This is a genomic window from Streptomyces sp. NPDC002156 (assembly GCF_053593675.1).
Genome location: NZ_JBSFDA010000176.1, coordinates 1 through 20,935, shown reverse-complemented (window position 1 = coordinate 20,935; position 20,935 = coordinate 1). Strand labels below are relative to the sequence as shown.

Below are 20,935 nucleotides of genomic sequence, written 5' to 3'. Positions count from 1 at the left end.
GGGGCTCCGCCCCCGAACCCCCGTATCGCGCTGAACGCGCTCGTCCTCAAACGCCGGACAGGCTGGGGGTGCCGGCCGACGCTTGATCTTTCAGCCCAGGCCCAGACATTTCAGCCCGTCCGGCGTTTGAGGACAAGGCCCGTTCAGGGCCGTAGCGGGGGTTTGGGGGCGGCAGCCCCCAAGGGATGGGAATGGGTAGGGGCGGCGGGGGCGAAAACCCTCTGTCGCTGGCCTGCGCAAAGCGCCAGTAGAATCCCTACACGTGACCGCCGCACCCGCAAAGCCCCGCATCCCGAACGTCCTCGCCGGACGCTACGCCTCCACCGAGCTGGCCACGCTCTGGTCCCCCGAGCAGAAGGTGAGGCTGGAGCGGCAGCTCTGGCTCGCCGTACTGCGGGCCCAGAAGGACCTCGGGATCGAGGTGCCCGACGCCGCCCTCGCCGACTACGAGCGCGTCCTCGACACCGTCGACCTGGCCTCCATCGCCGAGCGCGAAAAGGTCACCCGGCACGACGTGAAGGCGCGGATCGAGGAGTTCAACGACCTCGCCGGGCACGAGCACGTCCACAAGGGCATGACCTCCCGCGACCTCACCGAGAACGTGGAGCAGCTCCAGATCCGGCTCTCGCTGGAGCTGATGCGCGACCGTACGGTGGCCGTGCTGGCACGGCTCGGGAAGCTCGCCGGGGAGTACGCCGAGCTGGTCATGGCCGGCCGCTCGCACAACGTGGCCGCACAGGCCACCACCCTCGGCAAGCGCTTCGCGACCGCCGCAGACGAGTTGCTCGTCGCGTACGCCCGGGTCGAGGAGCTGCTGGGCCGCTACCCGCTGCGCGGTATCAAGGGTCCCGTGGGCACCGCCCAGGACATGCTCGACCTGCTCGGCGGCGACGCCACAAAGCTCGCCGAGCTGGAGCAGCGGATCGCCGGCCACCTGGGCTTCTCCACCGCCTTCACCTCCGTCGGCCAGGTGTACCCGCGCTCGCTGGACTACGAGGTCGTCACCGCCCTCGTACAGCTGGCCGCCGCACCATCCTCCACCGCCAAGACGATCCGGCTGATGGCCGGGCACGAGCTGGTGACCGAGGGCTTCAAGCCCGGCCAGGTCGGCTCCTCGGCTATGCCGCACAAGATGAACACGCGTTCCTGCGAGCGCGTCAACGGCCTCATGGTGATCCTGCGCGGCTACGCCTCGATGACGGGCGAGCTGGCGGGCGACCAGTGGAACGAGGGCGACGTGTCCTGCTCGGTGGTGCGCCGGGTGGCCCTCCCCGACGCGTTCTTCGCCCTCGACGGGCTGCTGGAGACCTTCCTGACGGTCCTCGACGAGTTCGGCGCCTTCCCGGCCGTCGTCGCGCGCGAACTGGACCGCTACCTGCCCTTCCTCGCCACCACCAAGGTGCTGATGGGCGCGGTGCGCGCGGGCGTCGGCCGCGAGGTCGCGCACGAGGCCATCAAGGAGAACGCCGTCGCCTCCGCGCTGGCCATGCGTGAGCAGGGCGCCGAGCGCAACGAACTCCTCGACAAGCTCGCCGCCGACGAGCGCATCCCCCTGGACCGCGCCCAGCTCGACGCCCTGATGGCCGACAAGCTGTCGTTCACGGGCGCCGCCGCCGACCAGGTCGCCGCGGTCGTTGCCCGGATCGAGGAGATCGCCAAGCAGCACCCGGAGGCCGCGGCCTACACCCCGGGAGCGATCCTCTGACCAGCTCGCCCCGCTTCACCCAGGCCGAACTGGAGGCCGCCCGCGACCGCCTCGTACCGGACGTGACCGCGGACGGCCTCCACGTCCTGTTTTGCGGCATCAACCCCGGCCTGATGACGGCGGCGACCGGTCACCATTTCGCCCGCCCGGGCAACCGCTTCTGGCCCGTCCTCCGTCTCTCCGGATTCACCCCGAGGCTGCTGAAGCCCGCCGAGCAGGGCGAGTTGCTCTCCTACGGCCTCGGCATCACGAACGTCGTCGCACGAGCGACCGCACGGGCCGACGAACTGTCCGCCGAGGAATATCGCGAGGGCGGGCGCCTGCTGGCCGCGAAGGTGACGCGGCTGCGGCCACGCTGGCTGGCCGTGGTGGGCGTGACCGCGTACCGGGCCGCGTTCGACGACCGCAAGGCCCAGGTGGGCCCGCAGGAGCGGTTGATCGGCGACACGCGCGTGTGGGCGTTGCCCAACCCGAGTGGCCTGAACGCCCATTGGACAGCGGCGACCATGGCCGAGGAGTTCGGGCGGCTGCGGGAGGCGGCTTCCTAGGCCGCGTACGGTCGTCACGCGTCCCTTTGTCGTACGCTCCACGCTCCCGCCAGCAGCGCTCCGGCCGCCCACAGCGCCGTCACCGCCAGCCCGGTCCAGGGGCCCAGTGCGCCGTCCCAGGTGCCGTGGAAGACCACCTGGCCCGCCTTGTCGGGCAGGAAGTCGGCGATGGTCCCCGACACCCCGCCGACCACGAACGAGACGATCAGCAGGAACGGGATCAGGATGCTCAGCGTGGCGACTCCGCTGCGCAGCAGGGCGGTCAGGCCGGCCGCGAGCAGGGCCATCAGGGCAAGGTAGAGACCGCAGCCGATCACGCCACGGAGCCCTTCGGTCCAGGTCAGGCTGCTTGCGTCGGCGCCGAGCACCGTCTTGCCGACGGCCAGGCTCACTCCCCCGGCGATCAGGCCAACGGCCAGGACGGGTACGGCGATTGCCACCATCTTGGCCGCGAACCAGCGGCCCCGGCGCGGCACCGCCGCCAGCGTGACGCGCAGGCCGCCGCCCTGGAACTCGGACGACACCGCCGTGGCGCCGAACGCCACCGCCGCGATCTGCCCGAAGCTGACGCCGAAGAACGCCGAGAACAACGGGTCGAAGTCCTCCTCACCGGCACCGGCGCCAGAATCGAGGCCTGCCAGCGCCGAGAACAGGCCGGTCGCCAGAACGACCGCGCACAGCGCCCAGAGCAGCGACCGCAGGCTACGGATCTTGATCAACTCGGCGTGGAGTACGGGTACGAAGGACATGCTCAGGCCTCCTGGGGCTGCTGGGCGGGGGTGGCGGTGAACTCCGTCGCCGAGGCCGTCAGGTCCAGGTAGGCCTGCTCCAACGTGCCCTCGTCCGCCGTCAGTTCGAGGACGGTCAGGCCCGCGGCCCAGGCGAGTCGGCCGATGTCGTCCACGCGCGCGTGCTCCACGGTCCAGTGGCCGTTGTCGCCGTCGTCGTGCGCGGCGGCCTCGTAGCCGTGCTGGGCGAGCAGGTGGCCGAGGGCGGTGCCGTCCGTGGTGCGCACCCGCACGCGCGGGCGTACGCGTGCCTCGATGAACTCGCGCATCGGGGTGTCCGCCAGCAGGCGTCCTCTGCCGAGGACGGCGAGGTGGTCGGCGAAGGACGCGGTCTCGTTCATGAGGTGGGACGAGACCAGGACCGTACGGCCCTCCTTGGCCAGTCTGCGCAGCAACTCGCGGATCCAGACGATGCCTTCGGGGTCGAGGCCGTTCGACGGCTCGTCGAGCATCACCACCTCGGGGTCGCCGAGCAGCGCCGCCGCGATGCCGAGCCGCTGTCGCATGCCGAGGGAGTACGTCCTCACCCTGCGCCTCGCGACCGAGGCGAGGCCCGTCTCCGCCAGCACCTCGTCCACCCGGCGGTCCCGGATGCGGTTGCTCACGGCGAGCGCCCGAAGGTGATCGCGGGCCGTGCGGGAGCCGTGGGCGGCCTGGGCGTCGAGGAGGGCGCCGACCTTGCGGAGGGGGTTGTCGAGGGTGGCGTAGGCCCGGCCCCCGACGGTGGCGGTGCCGTGGGTCGGCCGGTCGAGGCCGAGGACGAGGCGCAGGGTGGTGGATTTCCCGGCGCCGTTGGGGCCGAGGAAACCGGTGACGCGGCCGGGCTCGACGCTGAAGGTGAGGTGGTCGACGGCTCGTGCGGTGCCGTACTCCTTGGTGAGGTCGTGGACGTCGATGCTGGTCATGGCAGCAGCCTGGCTGGGCAAGGGGTGGCGGGGCCTCCCCCGGCCGGGGAGAGCGTCTCCCCCGGGCGGGGGAGGTCCGTTGTCAGTGGTGGCTGTCACGATGTCGGCATGGCCCGATTTCTGCGCCCGTTGTTACGGGGGACGACGTACACGCGCTTGCTGCACCTGTGGGTGCCGATGCTCGTCGTGAGCGTGTGGATGTTCATTGATATGTCGACTCCGTGGGTGCCCGCCGCCGTTCTGCTGGTCGTCGGGCTGATTCCGGGCGTGCGGCTGGGTGAGGGGGTGCAGGCGCGGCTGCTGCTGACGCCGGGTGAGGCGGTCTCGGAGTCGGTTATCTCCGTTGCGCCGTCGGCCAGTTGGCGGGACCGGCTGCGGACCGTGCTGTGGCTGGAGGTGCGGATGGCTCTGGGGGCGGTGGCGATGGGGGCCTGTGTCTGGCTGCCGCTGACCTCCGTCGATCTGGTCCGGGCCGCGACCGGGTACTTCTCCGACGACAACCCGTTCCTGCCTGTGTCGCAACCGCCGTGGGTGTACGCCGTGCTCGCGCCGCTGCCCCTGCTCGCCTTCTACGGCGTCGTGGTGGGCCTTGGTGAGTTGATCACCGCTGCTGCACGCAGCCTGCTGGGTCCTTCGCCGTCCGAGCGGCTCGCCGCGCTGGAGGAGCGAACCGAGCAACTTCTGGAGCGCAGCCGTATCGCGCGCGAGCTGCACGACTCCATAGGGCACGCGCTCACCGTGGCGGTTGTCCAGGCCGGTGCTGCGCGGGCGGCGAGTGATCCGGAGTTCACCGACCGTGCTCTGGGTGCCATCGAGGAGACTGGGCGGGCCGCCCTGGTCGATCTGGAGCGGGTGCTGGGTGTGCTGCGCGAGTCGGAGCGCCCCGCGAGCAGTCGGCCCGCCCTGACCGAGGCCGACCGTCTCCTGGAGTCCGCGCGGGCCTCCGGGGCGAAGGTCGACGCCGAGCTGATCGGCCCGCTCTGCGATCTGCCGGGGCCCGTTTCCCGGGAGGGGTACCGGATCCTCCAGGAGTCGCTCACCAACGTGCTGCGGCACGCGGGGGCGGTCCCGGTGCGGGTTCGGGTGACGTTCGTGGACGGCGTGTTGGTCCTCGACGTCCGCAATCCGCTCGCCGCCCCGATACCCAGCTCCGGCCTGGGCGGCAGCGGCCTGCGCGGGATACGGGAACGGGCCGCGCTGCTCGGAGGGCGGGCGTTGACCGGCGTGGAGGAAGACGTCGGCGAGTGGCGGGTGCGCGTCGAACTGCCGGTCGGAGAAGGCCGGGTGAGGACGGGAGCACGCCAGCGGGTTGATCTACGCTGACCGGATGCCCGTAACCGTGCTCCTCGTCGACGACGAGCCCCTCGTACGTGCCGGTCTGCGGGCCGTGTTGGAGGCTCAGCCCGATATCGAGGTCGTCGGGGAGGCGGCCGACGGGGCCGCCGTCATCCCGTTGGTCAGGCGGTTGCGGCCCGATGTGGTCGCCATGGATGTGCGGATGCCGTTGATGGACGGGATCGAGGCCACGCGCGCGGTGCTGCGGACGGTGGCGGAGCCGCCGAAGATCCTGGTGATCACGACGTTCGAGAACGACGAGTACGTGTACGAGGCGCTGCGGGCCGGTGCCGACGGGTTTCTGCTCAAGCGGGCCCGGCCGGCCGAGATCGTGCACGCGGTGCGGCTGGTCGCGGAAGGGGAGTCGCTGTTGTTCCCGGCCTCTGTGCGGCGATTGGCTGCCGAGTACGGGGACGGGGGTGGGAATCGGGTTGCCCGGGCCGTTCTGGAGCGGGCGCGGCTGACCGAGCGGGAGGCGGAGGTGCTGCGGCTGATGGCGCGGGGGCTGTCCAACGCGGAGATCGCCGCTCGGCTGGTCGTCGGGACCGAGACCGTGAAGTCGCACGTCAGCGCCGTGCTGGCGAAGTTGGGGGCCCGGGATCGTACCCAGGCGGTGATCGTGGCGTACGAGTCCGGGTTCGTTGCGCCCGGATGATCCCGGCCCGTCGGACAGGTCGGGGACGTCCGGCTCTCGCCCGGGTGCTCCGCGCCGAGTACGATCCGCCCCACACCTGCACGAACGCTCCGCTGGACGCGCAATGATGAACCCACGGGCCGGTGGGGCTCGTCGCGCCCACGCGGCGGAGCCGCAAATGGACACAGCCCCGCGCCCCTTTCGGAGCGCGGTCGCACACCCGCCTTCACCAGGTCGGCTTAGCTGGGAGGACGTACGTTGGGGCAGCTGACCGGCGGGGATCCCTCGCTGCTGCGAAGGATCAACTCCGCGGTGGTGCTGCACGCGCTGCGTGCCACGGACTGCGCGACGCTGACCGAGATCACCCGGGTCACCGGGCTGTCCCGGCCGACCGTCGAGGGCGTCGTCGAAGGGCTCATGGACGGCGGGCTCGTCGTCGAGAAGGCCGCCGACGAGAGCGTCGCCCGGCGGCAGGGACGGCCCGCGCGGCGGTTCCGGTTCCGGGCGGAGGCCGGGCATCTGCTGGGTCTTGAGATCGGCTCCCATCGCGTCGCCGCGCTGCTGTCCGACCTCGACGGGCGGCTTCTGGGGTCGATCTCGAAGGACGTCGACGAGGCCGCGCCCGCGGACGAGCGGCTGGAGCGGCTGCGGTCGGCGGTCGCCGAGCTGCTGCGCCGGGCCGGGGTGGCCCGCGACTCGCTGCGGGCCGTGGGCGTGGCCACGCCCGGGATAGTCGAGGCCGACGGGGTCGTACGGCTGTGCACCGCGCTGCCCGAGTGGACCGGGCTGCCGCTCGGTGAACGGCTCAGCCGGTCCTTCAAGTGCCCTGTCCTGGTCGAGAACGACGCCAACGCGGCGGCCGTCGCCGAGCACTGGAAAGGTGCCGCGATCGACTCCGACGATGTTGTGTTCGTCCTCGCCGGGTTGAGTCCCGGCGCCGGTTCGCTGATCGGCGGGCGGCTGCACCGGGGGTACGGCGGGGCGGCCGGGGAGATCGGCGCGCTGCATCTGCTGGGCCGGGAGGCGACCCCCGAGGCGCTGCTGTCGACCACGGGCGAGCCGCTGCACCCGCTCGACGAGGTGGCCGTCGCCCAGGTGTTCCGCCGTGCGCGCGAGGGCGACGAGCGGGCCCGTGCGGCCGTCGACCGGTTCATCCAGCGGCTCGTCCACGACGTGGCCGCGCTCGTCCTGGCGCTCGACCCCGAGCTGGTCGTCGTCGGCGGGTGGGCGGCGGGGTTGGACGGCGTGCTGGAGCCGTTGCGGGACGAGTTGGCGCGCTACTGTCTGCGGCCGCCGGGTGTGGCTCTGTCGCTGCTCGGGGAGGCGGCGGTGGCTACGGGTGCGCTGCGGTTGGCTCTTGACCATGTCGAGGAGCAGTTGTTCGCGGTGGAGGGGACTGTGACTGCCCGGCGGTGAGCAGCGCTCCGCGTGGGCGCAGTTCTAGAGCTGCGGGTGCGTCGTGGCTGGTCGCGCAGTTCCCCGCGCCCCTTTGGGGCGCCCCAAAGGGGCGCGGGTGAACGTCGGATGCTGTACGGCCGTCAGGAAGCGCGGCGTTCCGGGCCGTGGTGTATTTCCACTCCTCCGGTGTCGCCGAAGGTCAGGCGGCACGTGTCAGCGCGGTAGGTCGCGACCGAGAGGGCCGCTGTGCGTGCCCCCGCGAAGAAGCGGGTCGTGACGACTAGGACGGGGGCCCCGGGGAGGCGGTCCAGTTCCTTGGCGTCGTCCGCGCGGGCCGAGCCGAGTTCCACCGCGCGGTCCTGGCCCTCCAGGTCCAGGCGCTGGAGTTCGCGCAGCACCGCACGCGCGCGTGCCGGGCCGGACGGGGCGTCTATCGCCGACAGGTCGGGCACCGAGGCGGCCGGGACGTAGAGCAGCTCGGCGGCGACCGGCTGGCCGTGCGAGACGCGGGAGCGGCGGACGGTGTGGACGGGCTCGTCCCGGTCGGTCTCCAGGGCGGCGGCCACCACCGCGGCCGGTACGGTCAGCGTGCTGTCCACCGGCTGCCAGGTGTCGTCCGACGCGCCCGGCCACACGTGCTGTGCCGCCGTGCCGACTGCGACGCCCATGCGCGGCGGGGCGACGGTCGTACCGACACCGCGGCGGCGCTGGAGCCGGCCTTCGAGTTCGAGCTGTTCCAGTGCCTGGCGGAGCGTGGCACGAGCGACGCCGAAGCGGGCCGCGAGGTCGCGCTCGTTGGGCAGGATCTCGCCCACGGTGAACTCGGAGTCCAGTGCCTCACTGAGCACGGTCTTCAGATGCCAGTACTTCGGCTCCGGCACCGTTTCCAACTGCGTGGTCCCCACCCTGTCCTCCGCAATCGCCGTGGTCCGGCGGCTTTTTAGCGCCCTTGTTTATTAAAGGTTGTTGCACTTTCCTGCGACCATAGGGCGGCCCAGGTACTTGGTCAAGACCAATCAGAGTTCCTGGGGAGGTACCAGGGAACGCACCTTGTCCGGGTTGCGGATGATGTACACGTGCTGGATACGGCCGTCCGCCACGTCCATCTGGATCACGGCGTCGGGCTTGCCGCCGTCCAGGACCAGCAGCGCGAAGCCGCCGTTGATCTCCAGGAAGCGGATCGACGCCTCCGCGAGGCCCTTGCCCGCGGTGCCGATGACGAAGCGGCCCACATGGTCGGCCGACTCCAGGATGCGGCGCGGCGCCCGCGCGAGGCCGCCGCTGTCGGCGACGAGGCAGACGTCCGGGGCGAGGAGTTCCATGAGGCCCGCGAGGTCGCCCTGTTCCGCGGCGACAAGGAACCGTTCGGTGAGGTCGCGGCGCTGGGCCGGGTCGACCTCGTACCGCGGGCGCCGTTCGTCGACGTGCCGGCGGGCGCGTCCGGCGAGTTGGCGCACCGCCGGTTCGGCGCGGTCGAGCATGGCGGCGATCTCCGCGAACGGGTATCCGAAGGCCTCCCTGAGGACGAACACCGCGCGCTCCAGCGGCGAGAGGGACTCCATGACGACCATGACCGCGAGGGACACGGTGTCGGCGAGCACGGCCCGCTCGGCCGCGTCCGGAGCAGTCTCGGCCAGGTCGGTCACGTACGGCTCGGGCAGCCACGGGCCGACGTACGTCTCGCCCCGCGACTTCACCTGGCGCAGCCGGTCGATGGCGAGCCGGGTCGTGACGCGTACGAGGTAGCCGCGCGGTTCGCGTACGTCGGTGCGGTCGGCGCCGGCCCAGCGCAGCCAGGCGTCCTGGACCACGTCCTCCGCGTCGGCCACCCGGCCGAGCATGCGGTAGGCGACGCCCATGAGGACGGGCCGGTGCTCTTCGAATACGTCGGTCACGGTGTCGGCGGTCACCACTCCATCCCAACCCGGCGGCGAGGGTCGTGTCCAGCGAGTTGCGGGCAGTGACCGCACAGGGCTACCCGTCGGTAGCAGTTGCTGACAAGCTGTCTACGCAGCGCCCGCAAACAACCACGCAGACGTGCACGCCGAGGAGCAGCCCCATGTCCGCCACCGTCTCCTTCGAGGTCCCCTCTCCGTCCGGCCCGCAGGCCGGGACCAGGACCGTGACCCTGTCGTACGCGCGCGTGGGCGCCGGCGAACCGCTTCTGCTGCTGCACGGCATCGGGCACCACCGGCAGGCCTGGGACCCGGTGATCGACATCCTGGCCACCGAGCGCGAGGTGATCGCCGTCGATCTGCCCGGGTTCGGCGTGTCCCCGCCGCTGGCGGACGGTTTCACCCACGACCTGCCGACGATGACCGCCGTCTTCGGCGCCCTGTGCGAGGCGCTGGACCTTGACCGGCCGCATGTGGCGGGCAACTCGCTGGGCGGTCTGCTGGCCCTGGAACTCGGGCGGGAGAAGCGGGCGCGGTCGGTCACCGCGATCTCCCCGGCGGGGTTCTGGTCGCAGGCGGAGCGGCGGTACGCGTTCGGAGTGCTGCTCGCGATGCGGCGGGCCGCGCGGAGCATGCCGGTGCCGCTGGTCGAGCGGCTGTCGCGCTCTGCGGCGGGCCGGAGCGTCCTGACGAGCACCATCTACGCCCGGCCCGGCCGCCGTTCACCCGAGGCCGTCGTCGCGGAGACGCTCGCCTTGGCGAACGCCCAGCGGTTCACCGAGACCCTCAGATCCGGCCGCGACGTCCGGTTCACGGACGACGTGCCCGGCATCCCGGTCACTGTGGCGTGGGGCACCCGGGATCTGCTGCTCGTGCGCCGCCAGGGCGTCCGCGCCAAGCGGATCATCCCCAAGGCCCGGCTGATCCGGCTGCCCGGCTGCGGTCACGTCCCGATGAACGACGACCCGGCGCTGGTCGCCCGGGTGATCCTCGACGGCAGCCGCTGACCGACGTAGACGTACGAGACTCAACGCGCCCGATCCCAGGGCGACTCCGGCGCCCACGAGGGCGCTTCCGGCGGCCTGCGCGGGGCCGTAGGAGCCCGTACCGACGAGTGGGGCGGTGCAGGCCGCGGCGACCGGGATGAGGCCGGAGAAGAGCGTGGCGCGCTCCGCGCCGATCCGCTGCATGCCGATGTACCAGCACACGAAGCCGACGACCGTGACGACCGCCGCCTGCCACAGCAGTGCGGCGGTCTCGGTGGCGTCGGGCACGCGCAGCCAGCCGGCGCCGTCGAGGACCACCCCGGCGAGCGCGGACTCGACGGCGGCGAGGCCGCACACGGTCGCGGACAGCAGCCGGGGCCCCAGCGGCCGTACCAAGGGCACGGCGAGCACCGCAAAGCCGACCTCGCCGGCCAGCGCGCACCCGGAGAAGGCGATGCCCACGCCGTCCGTACGGCCCCACCCCTGGACCGCGAACGCGCCCGCCGCGACGATCAACGCCCCGTACAGCACCGCCCGTTGGGGCCGCCGCCCGTCCAGCAGGGGCACCAGGACCGCCACGACCACGGGCGCGCAGCCCACGAACACGCCCGGCACCGCCGGTTCCGCGCTGCGTTCGGCGGCGATGACGGCCAGGTTGAAGCCGACCATGCCGACGGCCGCGAGCAGCGCGAGGCGGGTCCACTGGCGGGCGGTGAGTGTCCGCAGCGGGGCGGCGCCGCCCCGGCCGACCAGGGGCAGGAGCAGGAGCCAGGCCAGGCCGTAGCGCAGGAACTGGCCGCCCGCGTACGGGTAGTCGCCGAGGACGCTGTTCGCCGTGAAGGAGCAGCCGACGAGGACGGCGGCGAGGGCGGTGAGGAGGGCCCCGCGCGCGGGAGTGACGTCGGGCGGGTCGGCGGTGGTCTTCATGGGCGTCACGCTAGGGACCGCGGTGGACCGGATTAAGGTCCACTTCCATGACGTCATCGGGGACCAGTCCGAGCGGGCTGCCGGGCTCCGCCACCTGGGAGTTGCTGCTCCCGGCCGCCGCCGCACCGGCACGCGCGCGTGGGCGCTCGCTTCAGGAGGCGCTCAGGGCGGCGGTCCGCTCGGGGCGGCTCGCACCGGGGACCCGGCTGCCGTCGAGCCGGGACCTCGCGGCCGACCTCGGCGTGTCGCGGGGGCTGGTCACGGAGGCGTACGAGCAGTTGACCGCGGAGGGCTATCTGCGCAGCGGGCGCGGGGCGGGGACCTGGGTGGGCGGTGCCGTCCGGGCCGCGCACCCACGCGCGCGGGACCTCGCTCCGCGCTCCCCCGGTGCCCGCGCCGACTTCCGCCCGGGTACCCCGGACCTGTCGCTGTTCCCGCGTGCCGCGTGGGCCGCCGCCCAGCGCGCGGTACTCGCCGAGGTCCCCCATCACGCCCTCGGCTACCCCGACCCGCGCGGACTGCCCCGGCTGCGGACGGCACTCGCGGAGCTGCTCGCACGGCGCCGGGGTGTGGTCGCGGACCCGGAACGGCTGATCGTGGTCTCCGGGGTGGCACAGGCGACGACGCTGCTCGGATACGTGCTCCACGCGCGCGGGATGCGCGACATCGGCGTCGAGGACCCCGGAAGCCCGGAACACGGCACCTTGTACATCGCGGCCGGCCTGGACGCCGTACCCCTGCCCCTGGACGACGAGGGGCTCGACCTCGACGCCCTGCGGGCCTCCGAGGTACGGGCGGTGGTGACAACGCCCGCGCACCAGTTCCCCTCCGGGATCGCCTACTCCGCGGGCCGCCGTACCGAACTCCTCGACTGGGCGCGGTCGGTGGACGGGCTGGTGATCGAGGACGACTACGACGGGGAGTTCCGGTACGACCGAGCCCCCGTGGGCGCGCTTCAGGGGCTCGACCCCGAGCGTGTCGCGTACACCGGGTCCGTCAGCAAGTCGCTCGCGCCCGGGCTGCGGCTCGGCTGGCTCCTCGTACCGGAGTCGGTCGCCGAGGAGGTCGTCGAGCGGAAACGGACGATGGACCTTGGGCATCCCGCCCTCGACCAGGAGCTGTTCGCGCGGTTCGTGGAGCGCGGCGACTACGACCGGCATCTGCGCCGCTGCCAGCGCGCGTACCGCGAACGGCGAGATGCCCTCGTGGCGGCGCTGGAGGAGCACTTTCCCGGGGCGGAGGTTTCGGGGATCGCGGCCGGTCTGCACGTCATCGCCGCGCTGCCGGAGCGATACGGGCCGCAGGAGCGGTTCCTGGAGCGGACGGCGGCGGCCGGGGTCGCCGTACGGCCGCTGACGGACTTCGCGCACGCGCGCGTGGAGGGTGGGGGCGTGCGGTTGGTGCTGGGGTACGCGCAGTTGTCGCCCGCGCGGATCGCGGCCGGGGTGCGGCTGATGGCCGACGCGGTCGGCGGATGACCTGTTCCCTTGATTGCTTCCCTTGCCTGCTTCCCTTGTCGGCTTCCCTTGTCGGCTTCCCTTGTCGGCGGGGGCAGTTGTTCATTTGTGGTTTGCGTGCGCGCTGCGGTGTCCCAGTAGTTGTTGCAGTGCACACTCGCCGGATCCTGTCCCCGGAGGCACGTCCCATGTCACCTCTCCCGTTGCCCGGTCGTCGCAGCGTGCTGCGCGGTTCGCTCGCCGCTTCGGCGGCCCTGACCCTGCCCGCCGCCATCGGTGCGGCGGCTCCCGCGTTCGCCCTGTCCGGGCGGCCGAAGGCCGGGTGGGGGGTCCAGACCGGCGATGTGACCGCCGACTCGGGTCTTGTGTGGGTGCGCTCCGACCGGCCCGCCCGAATGGTCGTCGAGACGTCCGCCACCGAGTCGTTCCGCAACGCCCGCCGCTGGCACGGTCCGCTGCTCGGCGCGGACAGCGACTTCACCGGTACGACGCGGCTGCGCGGGCTGCCGTCCGGCGAGCAGATCCACTACCGCGTACTGCTCGCCGACCCGGACGACCCGCGCCGCACCGGCGAGCCCGTCACCGGCACCTTCCGTACGGCGTCGGCGCGACGGCGTGACGGGGTGCGGTTCCTGTGGTCGGGGGACCTGGCGGGGCAGGGCTGGGGCATCAACCCGGACCTCGGCGGCTACCGGATCTACGACGCGATGGGGAAGCTCGATCCCGACTTCTTCATATGCAGCGGCGACAACATCTACGCCGACGGCCCGATAGCCGCGACCGCCGTGCTGCCCGACGGGAGCACCTGGCGGAACATCACGACCGAGGAGAAGGCGAAGGTCGCCGAGACGCTCGCCGAGTTCCGCGGGAACTTCCGCTACAACCTGCTTGATGAGAACCTGCGGCGGTTCAACGCGCAGGTCCCGTCGATCATCCAGTGGGACGACCACGAGGTCCGCAACAACTGGTACCCGGGGCAGACCATCCTCGACTCGGACACCCGTTACACCGAGAAGAGCGTCGACACCCTGGTCGGGCGGGCCCGGCGGGCTTTCAGCGAGTACTTCCCGATCTCCACGCTCCGGCCTGGCGCCCGCGACGGCCGCGTCTACCGGGTGCTGCACCAGGGGCCGCTGCTCGACGTGTTCGTCCTCGACATGCGGACGTACCGCAACGCCAACTCCCCCGACGACCAGACCGTCGACCCACAGGGCATCCTCGGCGCCGAGCAGTTGGAGTGGCTCAAGCGGGAGCTGTCGCGCTCGCGTGCCGTGTGGAAGGTGATCGCCGCCGACATGCCGCTGGGCCTGGTCGTGCCGGACGCCACCGAGGGCAAGGCCAACATCGAGGCCGTCGCGCAGGGCGACCCGGGCGCGCCGCTCGGGCGTGAGCTGCAGATCGCCGAGCTGCTGCGGTACGTCAAGCACCGGCGGATCACCGGCACGGTCTGGCTGACCGCCGACGTCCACCACACCTCGGCGCAGCACTACCAGCCCTCCCGGGCCGCCTTCACCGACTTCGAGCCGTTCTGGGAGTTCGTGTCGGGCCCGCTGAACGCCGGGGCCTTCCCAGCGAGCGCGCTCGACGGCACGTTCGGTCCGGAGCGGGTCTTCGTGAAGGCACCGGAGGCCGCGAACGTCTCGCCGGCCGGCGGCTACCAGTTCTTCGGCGAGGTCGACATCGACGGCCACAGCGGGGAACTGACGGTGCGGCTGCGCGAGCAGGACGGGACCGTGCTGTTCACGAAGGTGCTGCAGCCGGGGCGGGTGGGGCAGTAGCGGTACGCCCGCCGATAATCGTGGAAAAGTTAACAAAAAGGGCGAAAGGCAACTTAACCCTTCGGTCACAGTCCGTTCGTGATCACGCAACACCGTTGGCGCATGGTGACTGCATGACTCGAAAAGTATGTGAAGGAACTGCTGTGACGGACGGGCGCCCGGTACGCCGGTGGCGGCAGGACGTCGTCGAACTCGCCGCCCTGCTGCGCACATGGTGGACAAGCCGCCACGGTCACGCACCCCCGGACGACACGGATGCCGGTACGGATACCGATACCGGTAGCGATACCGGCGTGGGCTCCGGCGTGAGTGTGCTGTGGCGGATGCGGACGACGGTGAAGGACCAGCCGGGGTCGCTCGCCGCGCTGTGCACCGCCCTCGCCGAGCGGCGCATCGACATCCTCAGCCTCCAGACGCATCCGCTGGCCGTGGGCACGGTCGACGAGTTCCTGCTGCGCGCCCCCGGTGACCTCGACGCCGCCGAGATCTCCGGGTCGGTGTCCCGGGCGGGCGGCGCCGGGACGTGGATCGAACGGGCCGACACCCACGATCTCGTCGACGCGCCGACCCGGGTCCTGGGCCTGGCCACCCGTACGGCCCTGGACAGGGCCGAACTGCCCTTGGCGCTGCGCCAGTTGCTCGGGCGGTGCACGATCCGGTCGCTGCCCGGCGGCGACTCGGCGGCACGGGAGGGCGTACCGGTCGAGGGCGCCCTCGAAGAGACGGACACGGTGATGCGGCTGCGCGCGCCGGAAGGTGGAGTGATCACCGTGGAGCGGCCGTATCTGCCGTTCACCCCGACCGAGTTCGCCCGGGCGCGGGCGCTGGTGGAGCTGGACGCGCGGCTCGGGCCCCGCGTCCCGCACGGCCAGGACGTGCTGACGCTGCCGCGGGGCAACGCCATCACCGTACGGCGCGCCGACGCGGGTGACCTGGACGCGGCGAAGGCGATGCACGAGCGCTGCTCGCCGCGCACGTTGTCGCTGCGCTACCACGGGCCGATGGGCGACGCCGACCGCTATCTCAACCACCTGCTCAGCCCGCGCTTCGGGCGCACGCTCGCCGTGCAGACGGCGTCGGGGCGGGTCGTCGGGCTCGGTCATCTCCTCTGGGACGGCGACGAGACCGAGATCGCGCTGATCGTCGAGGACGAGTGGCAGCGGCGGGGTATTGGCGGCGAGCTTCTTCGGCGCCTGGTGTCGATGGCTCGTGAGGCGAACTGCGAGCACGTGTATGCGGTGACGCAGTCGTCCAACACGGGGATGGTCGCGGCGATGCGGGGGCTTGGGTTGCCGTTGGATTATCAGATCGAGGAGGGGACTCTGGTGATCACGGCTCGGTTGGATGCGTCGCCGGTTGCCTCTCCGTTGCCGTACGACCACAGTTCGCGGGACTGAACACACCGTTCAAAGGTTGACGCTCGTCTGCGGGTTCGTCGTGGCTGGTCGCGCAGTTCCCCGCGCCTGTTTGGGGCGCGGGTGAACCCGCTTGGCATGGTCCATGGGCGCGTACGAGGATGAGCGCATGTCAGATACCAAGAGCCCCCTGCCTCGTGAGGTCGCCGACGCCTATGTCGACGACCTTGTCGCCCTCGATCCCGTTACCGGTACCTACCTCGGTGTGAAGGAGAGTTCGAGCAGGCTGCCGGACACCTCACCCGCCGGCCAGGAGGCTCTGGCGGAGCTGGCGCGGACGACGCTGGCCCGGCTGGACGAGGCCGAGCGGCAGCCTGGCGCGGACAGTGACATCGAGCGGCGCTGCGGGCGGCTGCTGCGCGAGCGGCTCACCGCCGAACTCGCCGTGCACGAGGCCGGCGAGAGCCTGCGCGCGGTCGGCAACATGCACACGGCCGCGCACTCGGTGCGCGAGGTGTTCACGGTGACGCCGACGGAGACGGACGAGGACTGGGCGGCGGTCGTTGAGCGGCTGCGCGCGGTGCCGGTCGCCCTGCGGGGCTACCGGGAGAGCCTGACCCTGGGCCTGGAACGCGAGCTGTACGCGGGGCCGCGCCCCACGGCCACGTTCGTCGGGCAGCTCGGCGAGTGGTCCGACCTGGACGGCAAGGGCATCGGCTGGTTCGCTGACTTCGCGTCGGCCGGCCCCGAGGCGCGGCGCACCGAGCTGGACGAGGCGGCGCGGGTCGCGGACGAGGCCGTCGTCGAACTGCGGGACTGGATGCGGGACGTGTACGCGCCGGCCGTCGACGGCAAGCCGAACACGGTGGGCCGGGAGCGTTACGCGCGCTGGTCGCGCTACTGGAACGGCACGGATCTGAACCTGGACGAGGCGTACGCGTACGGCTGGGCCGAGTTCCACCGTCTCCTCGGTGAGATGAAGCTGGAGGCCGAGAAGATCCTGCCCGGTGCGGAGACGCCGTGGGTGGCGCTGGCGCATCTCGACGAGCACGGCAAGCACATCGAGGGCGTCGACGAGGTCCGCGAGTGGCTCCAGGGTCTGATGGACCAGGCGATCGAGGCACTGGACGGCACGCACTTCGAGCTGGCCGAGCGGGTGAAGAAGGTGGAGTCCCGCATCGCGCCTCCCGGCAGCGCGGCGGCGCCGTACTACATGGCCCCGTCGGAGGACTTCTCCCGCCCCGGCACCACCTGGCTGCCGACGATGGGCCAGACTCGCTTCCCGGTGTACGACCTGGTCTCGACCTGGTACCACGAGGGCGTCCCCGGCCACCACCTCCAGCTCGCGCAGTGGGCCCACGTCGCCGAGAACCTCTCCCGCTACCAGGCCACCATCGGTGGCGTCAGCGCCAACTGCGAGGGCTGGGCGCTGTACGCGGAACGCCTCATGGACGAGCTGGGCTTCCTCACGGACGCCGAGCAGCGCCTCGGCTACCTCGACGCGCAGATGATGCGGGCGGCCCGGGTCATCGTCGACATCGGCATGCACGTGGAGCTGGAGATCCCGGCGGACTCCCCCTTCCACCCCGGAGAGCGCTGGACCCCGGAACTGGCCGAGGAGTTCTTCGGCGCCCACAGCAGCCGCCCCACCGACTTCGTGGAGAGCGAACTGACGCGCTATCTGACGATCCCCGGCCAGGCGATCGGCTACAAGCTGGGCGAACGGGCCTGGCTCCTGGGCCGCGAGAACGCCCAGCGCCGCCACGGCGACACCTTCGACGCGAAGGCCTGGCACATGGCGGCACTGTCGCAGGGGTCGCTGGGGCTGGACGACCTGGTGGACGAGCTGTCGCAGCTGTGAGGCGGCTCGCTAAGAGCAACTAAGGGGCGGAGTACGGGGGTTGTGGGGCTGCGCGCCTCACAACCCCCACCCCGGTCCTTGCGTCAGCCGGTCAGTCCACCAGCCGCCGCAACTGCACGAGCCCCACCCACGTCTCCGGCCCCGGCTCCACGTACGCCGCCCGCACCGCGTACCGCCCCGGCGCCAGCCCGACCCGCAGTTGTTCGGTCCGGTCCGTCTCCTTGCCCGGCCAGGCCGAGTCGAAGAGGACCACGTCGCCCGGTGTCTCCCACACCCTGTCCGCCTCCCACTCCGCTGCGGCGAGCGCGGCCGGGACACTAGCGAGGAGTTCGTCCTCGGTGTCGGCGGCACACCACCGTACGAAGGTGTCGTGCTCCGGCAGGAACGCGGTCGAGGCGGGTTCGTCGCCGAGGACGAGAGCCGTGGTGTCACCGACGGGCACGAACCCGATGAGCCCGTCCACCTCACACGCCCGGTCGTAGTCCGTCGACAACTCGTCGCCGTCGGCCCCGGCCCAGAACGGCAGCACCGCTTCCGGCACCGCGATGAGCGGCCCACCGCCCGACTCCACCCACTCAACTGCCATGCGCAGCAACCTACACGCAGTGCGCGCCCGTAAATTCGCTGTCCCCCGTCCCACCCGGTGGGCCACCCTCGACTTCCATGAACGCCCGAACTCTCTTTCTCTCCCCACGCGTCACCGCGACCGGACACGCACTGGCCGACGCGGCACGCCGTCGCGCCATGGGCGTCGAGGTCCTGCGCGAGTGGCGGGTGCCGGAGGAGTGGCGGGCGGCCGACGGCGCGACGCTGTACGCCGGTCCGCTGTTCGCGGACGCGGTGGCCGCCGAGCTGGGGCTCGGGCTGCTGGAGGCGGCGCCGGACTGGCTGGCCCGGCTGCCGTACGAACTCACGCACAGGGAGATCGAGTTCAGCACCGTCGCCGAGGCTCGGCAGCTGCGGAGGCCCGCCTTCGTGAAGCCGCCCAACGACAAGAGTTTCCCCGCGCGTGTCTATCCGGACGGGAGCCGGCTGCCGGGTCCCGACGCGGTCGACGACGGCACGCCGGTGCTGGTGAGCGACATCGTGACGTTCACCGTGGAGTACCGGCTGTTCCTGCTCGACGGTGAAGTCCGCACCGGCAGCCGGTACTTGGCGCACGGCGAGCTGGATGTCGTCCCGCTCGACGAGGACCCTCGGCGCGCGGACGTACTGGCCTTCGCCGAGAGCCTGGCGTCACAGCACCTGCCGAGCGCTGTCGTCGTGGACGTCGGTCTGCTGGCGGAGGGCTCGGAGTGGGCCGTCGTCGAGGCCAACGCCGCCTGGGCCAGCGGGCATTACGCCTGCGATCCGGATGCCGCCCTCGACGTCGTCCTGCACGCGGCCCGTCCGGACGGGGAGTTCGGATCGGCGGACCGTGCCTTCCTGCGGCCGCTGCCCGAAGTCGTGCGGGACTGAAGCTCGTACGGGACGCGGCTCGTACACAGGACGCGGGGTCGGCGTTTGCTTCAGCAGCCGCAGTCCGCCGCGTCCGCCGGAGCTGTCAGCTCGTCCGCGTCGCGGCGGGTCCGGCCCTCCCATGTATCGAACTCGAAGCCCTCGCGTACCCAGTACTCGAAGCCGCCGAGCATCTCCTTGACCTGGTAGCCGAGTTGGGCGAGGGCGAGGGCGGCGCGGGTTGCTCCGTTGCAGCCGGGGCCCCAGCAGTACGTCACCACCGGTATCGACTTGTCGAGCAGTTGTGCGGCCTGCGCGGGGATCAGGGCCGTCGGGAGGTGAAGGGCGCCCGGGATGTGGCCCTGGTCCCAGGACTCGGTGGAGCGGGAGTCGATGAGGACGAAGCCGGGGTCGGCGTCGGCCGCGAGGGCGGCGGCCACGTCGGAGACGTCGGCGTGGAAGGCGAGGCTCGCGGCGAAGTAGGCGGCGGCCTCGGCCGGGGCGGCCGGGGCGACGCGCAGGACGGGGTTGGTGGTGATCGCGGTGGTGCTCATGGTCTGGCCTCCCTTGGTGGGAACTCCCGGCTGAGGTTCCTCACCGGAAATCTACGGCCGGTGATCACTTCACCTGAAGGTGTGATCCACGGCCTTACTCTTGATCAGCCGGGGATTTCCCTGCTATTCCTCGGGCATGAGCACGTTTTCCCCGGACGCCACCGACTGGCGCATCCTTGATGTCCTTCAGCGCGACGGCCGCGCCAGTTTCGCCGAGCTGGCGCGTGCCGTCGCGATGTCCCCGAGCGCGGTCACCGAGCGGGTGCGGCGGCTGGAGGAGGCCGGTGTCATCCAGGGGTACGCGGCGGTCGTCGACCCGGAGCAGCTCGGCCTGCCGATCGTCGCCTTCGTCCGGCTCAGGTACCCGAACGGCAACTACAAGCCGTTCCACGATCTGGTCGCCGTGACGCCCGAGATCCTGGAGGCGCATCACGTGACGGGAGACGACTGCTTCGTCATCAAGGTCATCGCGCGTTCGATGCGGCATCTGGAGGAGGTGTCGGGCAAGATCGGCGCGCTGGGTTCGGTGACGACGAGCGTCGTCTACTCGTCGCCGCTCCCCCGTCGCCCCGTCGGGCAGTGAGCGCCGACGTCATCAGCCGCCGCCCCGCTGCCGTACCACCGACCCCGATCTCCCCTTCTCCACCTCCAGTTGGGCGTGGATCCGGCGCCGCAGGTCCGGTACATGGCTGACGATGCCGACGCTTCTGTCACGTTCGCGCAGTGAGTCGAGGACGTCGAGGACCTCGTCCAGCGTCTGGTCGTCGAGGCTGCCGAAGCCCTCGTCGATGAAGAGGGTGTCGAGGCGGACCCCGCCGGCCTCGTCCGTGACGACGTCCGCGAGGCCGAGGGCGAGGGCGAGCGAGGCGAAGAACGTCTCGCCGCCGGACAGGGTCGCCGTGTCCCGCTCGCGGCCGGTCCAGGCATCGACCACATGCAGCCCGAGGCCGCTGCGGCCCCGCCCGGCCCGGTCGTCCGAGTGGACGAGGGTGTAGCGGCCCGACGACATGCGCAACAGCCGTGCCGTCGCGGCTGCCGCCACCTGTTCGAGGCGGGCGGCGAGGACGTACGACTCCAGGCGCATCTTGCGTTCGTTGTCCGCCGAGGTGCCCGCGGTGAGGGTGGCGAGGCGGGCCACCCGGTCGTGGGCGGCACGAAGGGGTGCGAGCCGTCGTACCGCCGTGGCCGAGCGGGCGGACAGGCGGTCGAGTTCGCGGCAGCGGCTCTCGGCGGCGTCGCGCGCGGAGGCGGCCTCCCGCAGGCGGCGGGCGGCGGCCGAGGCTCGACCAGGACGTCATCACCGACGAACGCGCCCTGGTCTCCGCCCCGTTGTTCCACACGGCCGGGCTGAACATGCTCACCCTGCCCGTGC

General features: G+C 71.8%; 18 protein-coding genes and 2 pseudogenes. 12 read left to right on the top strand and 8 right to left on the bottom strand.

Annotated elements, in window-relative coordinates:
• The first annotated feature begins 262 nt into the window (after positions 1 to 262).
• Together purB and mug are read left to right on the top strand one after the other, a co-directional pair.
• Positions 263 to 1,705, top strand: a complete 1,443-nt coding sequence (gene purB, locus ACWCRB_RS41450) for an adenylosuccinate lyase (protein WP_451001003.1) — start codon at positions 263 to 265, stop codon at positions 1,703 to 1,705.
• A 62-nt stretch (positions 1,706 to 1,767) separates the two neighbouring features.
• Positions 1,768 to 2,253, top strand: a complete 486-nt coding sequence (gene mug, locus ACWCRB_RS41445; protein WP_451001002.1) for a G/U mismatch-specific DNA glycosylase — start codon at positions 1,768 to 1,770, stop codon at positions 2,251 to 2,253.
• 14 nt (positions 2,254 to 2,267) lie between these two features.
• Here mug and ACWCRB_RS41440 read toward each other — a convergent pair whose 3' ends face one another.
• Positions 2,268 to 3,002 (bottom strand): ABC transporter permease, encoded by a 735-nt coding sequence (locus ACWCRB_RS41440; RefSeq protein WP_451001001.1) that lies wholly within the window; start codon positions 3,000 to 3,002, stop codon positions 2,268 to 2,270.
• Positions 3,003 to 3,004: 2 nt separating this feature from the next.
• Positions 3,005 to 3,946: an ATP-binding cassette domain-containing protein gene (locus tag ACWCRB_RS41435; RefSeq protein WP_451001000.1), complete on the bottom strand. Its 942-nt coding sequence runs from the start codon at positions 3,944 to 3,946 to the stop codon at positions 3,005 to 3,007.
• A gap of 108 nt (positions 3,947 to 4,054) precedes the next feature.
• Between ACWCRB_RS41435 and ACWCRB_RS41430 the strand changes: the two genes are divergently transcribed.
• The 3 genes from ACWCRB_RS41430 to ACWCRB_RS41420 all read left to right on the top strand — a co-directional run bounded on the left by ACWCRB_RS41430 (position 4,055) and on the right by ACWCRB_RS41420 (position 7,331).
• Positions 4,055 to 5,269, top strand: coding sequence for a sensor histidine kinase (locus tag ACWCRB_RS41430; protein WP_451000999.1), 1,215 nt, complete (start codon positions 4,055 to 4,057; stop codon positions 5,267 to 5,269).
• A 4-nt stretch (positions 5,270 to 5,273) separates the two neighbouring features.
• On the top strand, positions 5,274 to 5,936 hold the full coding sequence (locus ACWCRB_RS41425; RefSeq protein WP_451000998.1) for a response regulator transcription factor: 663 nt from the start codon (positions 5,274 to 5,276) through the stop codon (positions 5,934 to 5,936).
• Positions 5,937 to 6,173: 237 nt separating this feature from the next.
• Complete coding sequence (locus ACWCRB_RS41420) at positions 6,174 to 7,331, top strand: ROK family transcriptional regulator (RefSeq protein ID WP_451000997.1); 1,158 nt, start codon at positions 6,174 to 6,176, stop codon at positions 7,329 to 7,331.
• Positions 7,332 to 7,453: 122 nt separating this feature from the next.
• On the opposite strand, the gene ACWCRB_RS41415 is transcribed toward ACWCRB_RS41420, so the two are convergent.
• On the bottom strand, positions 7,454 to 8,218 hold the full coding sequence (locus ACWCRB_RS41415; RefSeq protein ID WP_451000996.1) for a GntR family transcriptional regulator: 765 nt from the start codon (positions 8,216 to 8,218) through the stop codon (positions 7,454 to 7,456).
• Positions 8,219 to 8,329: 111 nt separating this feature from the next.
• The gene (locus ACWCRB_RS41410; protein WP_451000995.1) at positions 8,330 to 9,223 is read right to left on the bottom strand and encodes an RNA polymerase sigma-70 factor; all 894 of its coding nucleotides are present in this window, start codon (positions 9,221 to 9,223) and stop codon (positions 8,330 to 8,332) included.
• Between the two features lie 149 nt (positions 9,224 to 9,372).
• Here ACWCRB_RS41410 and ACWCRB_RS41405 point away from each other — a divergent pair, with 149 nt between their 5' ends.
• A complete protein-coding gene (locus tag ACWCRB_RS41405; RefSeq protein WP_451000994.1) occupies positions 9,373 to 10,215 on the top strand; it encodes an alpha/beta fold hydrolase in 843 nt (280 codons plus the stop codon).
• A gap of 48 nt (positions 10,216 to 10,263) precedes the next feature.
• Here ACWCRB_RS41405 and ACWCRB_RS41400 read toward each other — a convergent pair.
• Positions 10,264 to 11,121, bottom strand: a pseudogene (locus tag ACWCRB_RS41400) (DMT family transporter); the annotation flags it as partial.
• A gap of 47 nt (positions 11,122 to 11,168) precedes the next feature.
• Between ACWCRB_RS41400 and pdxR the strand changes: the two are divergent.
• From pdxR to ACWCRB_RS41380, 4 genes are all read left to right on the top strand, one after another.
• Positions 11,169 to 12,599: a MocR-like pyridoxine biosynthesis transcription factor PdxR gene (pdxR, locus tag ACWCRB_RS41395; RefSeq protein WP_451000993.1), complete on the top strand. Its 1,431-nt coding sequence runs from the start codon at positions 11,169 to 11,171 to the stop codon at positions 12,597 to 12,599.
• A 167-nt stretch (positions 12,600 to 12,766) separates the two neighbouring features.
• Positions 12,767 to 14,356, top strand: a complete 1,590-nt coding sequence (locus ACWCRB_RS41390) for an alkaline phosphatase D family protein (protein WP_451000992.1) — start codon at positions 12,767 to 12,769, stop codon at positions 14,354 to 14,356.
• A gap of 113 nt (positions 14,357 to 14,469) precedes the next feature.
• A complete protein-coding gene (locus ACWCRB_RS41385; RefSeq protein WP_451000991.1) occupies positions 14,470 to 15,753 on the top strand; it encodes a GNAT family N-acetyltransferase in 1,284 nt (427 codons plus the stop codon).
• A gap of 127 nt (positions 15,754 to 15,880) precedes the next feature.
• Positions 15,881 to 17,572 (top strand): DUF885 domain-containing protein, encoded by a 1,692-nt coding sequence (locus tag ACWCRB_RS41380; protein WP_451000990.1) that lies wholly within the window; start codon positions 15,881 to 15,883, stop codon positions 17,570 to 17,572.
• Between the two features lie 91 nt (positions 17,573 to 17,663).
• Here the strand turns inward: ACWCRB_RS41380 and ACWCRB_RS41375 are convergent, their stop codons facing one another.
• A complete protein-coding gene (locus ACWCRB_RS41375) occupies positions 17,664 to 18,158 on the bottom strand; it encodes an Imm21 family immunity protein (RefSeq protein ID WP_451000989.1) in 495 nt (164 codons plus the stop codon).
• A gap of 77 nt (positions 18,159 to 18,235) precedes the next feature.
• On the opposite strand from ACWCRB_RS41375, the gene ACWCRB_RS41370 reads away from it, so the two are divergent.
• The gene (locus ACWCRB_RS41370) at positions 18,236 to 19,030 is read left to right on the top strand and encodes an ATP-grasp domain-containing protein (RefSeq protein WP_451000988.1); all 795 of its coding nucleotides are present in this window, start codon (positions 18,236 to 18,238) and stop codon (positions 19,028 to 19,030) included.
• Positions 19,031 to 19,080: 50 nt separating this feature from the next.
• Here the strand turns inward: ACWCRB_RS41370 and ACWCRB_RS41365 are convergent, their stop codons facing one another.
• The gene (locus tag ACWCRB_RS41365; protein WP_451000987.1) at positions 19,081 to 19,563 is read right to left on the bottom strand and encodes a rhodanese-like domain-containing protein; all 483 of its coding nucleotides are present in this window, start codon (positions 19,561 to 19,563) and stop codon (positions 19,081 to 19,083) included.
• A 136-nt stretch (positions 19,564 to 19,699) separates the two neighbouring features.
• Here ACWCRB_RS41365 and ACWCRB_RS41360 point away from each other — a divergent pair, with 136 nt between their 5' ends.
• Positions 19,700 to 20,146, top strand: coding sequence for an Lrp/AsnC family transcriptional regulator (locus ACWCRB_RS41360; protein WP_451000986.1), 447 nt, complete (start codon positions 19,700 to 19,702; stop codon positions 20,144 to 20,146).
• A 12-nt stretch (positions 20,147 to 20,158) separates the two neighbouring features.
• Here the strand turns inward: ACWCRB_RS41360 and ACWCRB_RS41355 are convergent.
• Positions 20,159 to 20,845: pseudogene (locus tag ACWCRB_RS41355) on the bottom strand (SbcC/MukB-like Walker B domain-containing protein); the annotation flags it as partial.
• Positions 20,846 to 20,935: the final 90 nt, after the last annotated feature.

What these genes read in the sequence shown, in the direction of transcription:
- ACWCRB_RS41405 (WP_451000994.1), top strand. Translation starts at nt 9,373, where the DNA reads ATGTCCGCCACCGTCTCCTTCGAGGTCCCCTCTCCGTCCGGCCCGCAG.
- ACWCRB_RS41375 (WP_451000989.1), bottom strand. Translation starts at nt 18,158, where the DNA reads ATGGCAGTTGAGTGGGTGGAGTCGGGCGGTGGGCCGCTCATCGCGGTG.
- ACWCRB_RS41390 (WP_451000992.1), top strand. Translation starts at nt 12,767, where the DNA reads ATGTCACCTCTCCCGTTGCCCGGTCGTCGCAGCGTGCTGCGCGGTTCG.
- ACWCRB_RS41430 (WP_451000999.1), top strand. Translation starts at nt 4,055, where the DNA reads ATGGCCCGATTTCTGCGCCCGTTGTTACGGGGGACGACGTACACGCGC.
- pdxR (WP_451000993.1), top strand. Translation starts at nt 11,169, where the DNA reads ATGACGTCATCGGGGACCAGTCCGAGCGGGCTGCCGGGCTCCGCCACC.
- ACWCRB_RS41370 (WP_451000988.1), top strand. Translation starts at nt 18,236, where the DNA reads ATGAACGCCCGAACTCTCTTTCTCTCCCCACGCGTCACCGCGACCGGA.
- ACWCRB_RS41385 (WP_451000991.1), top strand. Translation starts at nt 14,470, where the DNA reads ATGACTCGAAAAGTATGTGAAGGAACTGCTGTGACGGACGGGCGCCCG.
- ACWCRB_RS41380 (WP_451000990.1), top strand. Translation starts at nt 15,881, where the DNA reads ATGTCAGATACCAAGAGCCCCCTGCCTCGTGAGGTCGCCGACGCCTAT.
- ACWCRB_RS41425 (WP_451000998.1), top strand. Translation starts at nt 5,274, where the DNA reads ATGCCCGTAACCGTGCTCCTCGTCGACGACGAGCCCCTCGTACGTGCC.
- ACWCRB_RS41440 (WP_451001001.1), bottom strand. Translation starts at nt 3,002, where the DNA reads ATGTCCTTCGTACCCGTACTCCACGCCGAGTTGATCAAGATCCGTAGC.
- ACWCRB_RS41435 (WP_451001000.1), bottom strand. Translation starts at nt 3,946, where the DNA reads ATGACCAGCATCGACGTCCACGACCTCACCAAGGAGTACGGCACCGCA.
- ACWCRB_RS41365 (WP_451000987.1), bottom strand. Translation starts at nt 19,563, where the DNA reads ATGAGCACCACCGCGATCACCACCAACCCCGTCCTGCGCGTCGCCCCG.
- ACWCRB_RS41360 (WP_451000986.1), top strand. Translation starts at nt 19,700, where the DNA reads ATGAGCACGTTTTCCCCGGACGCCACCGACTGGCGCATCCTTGATGTC.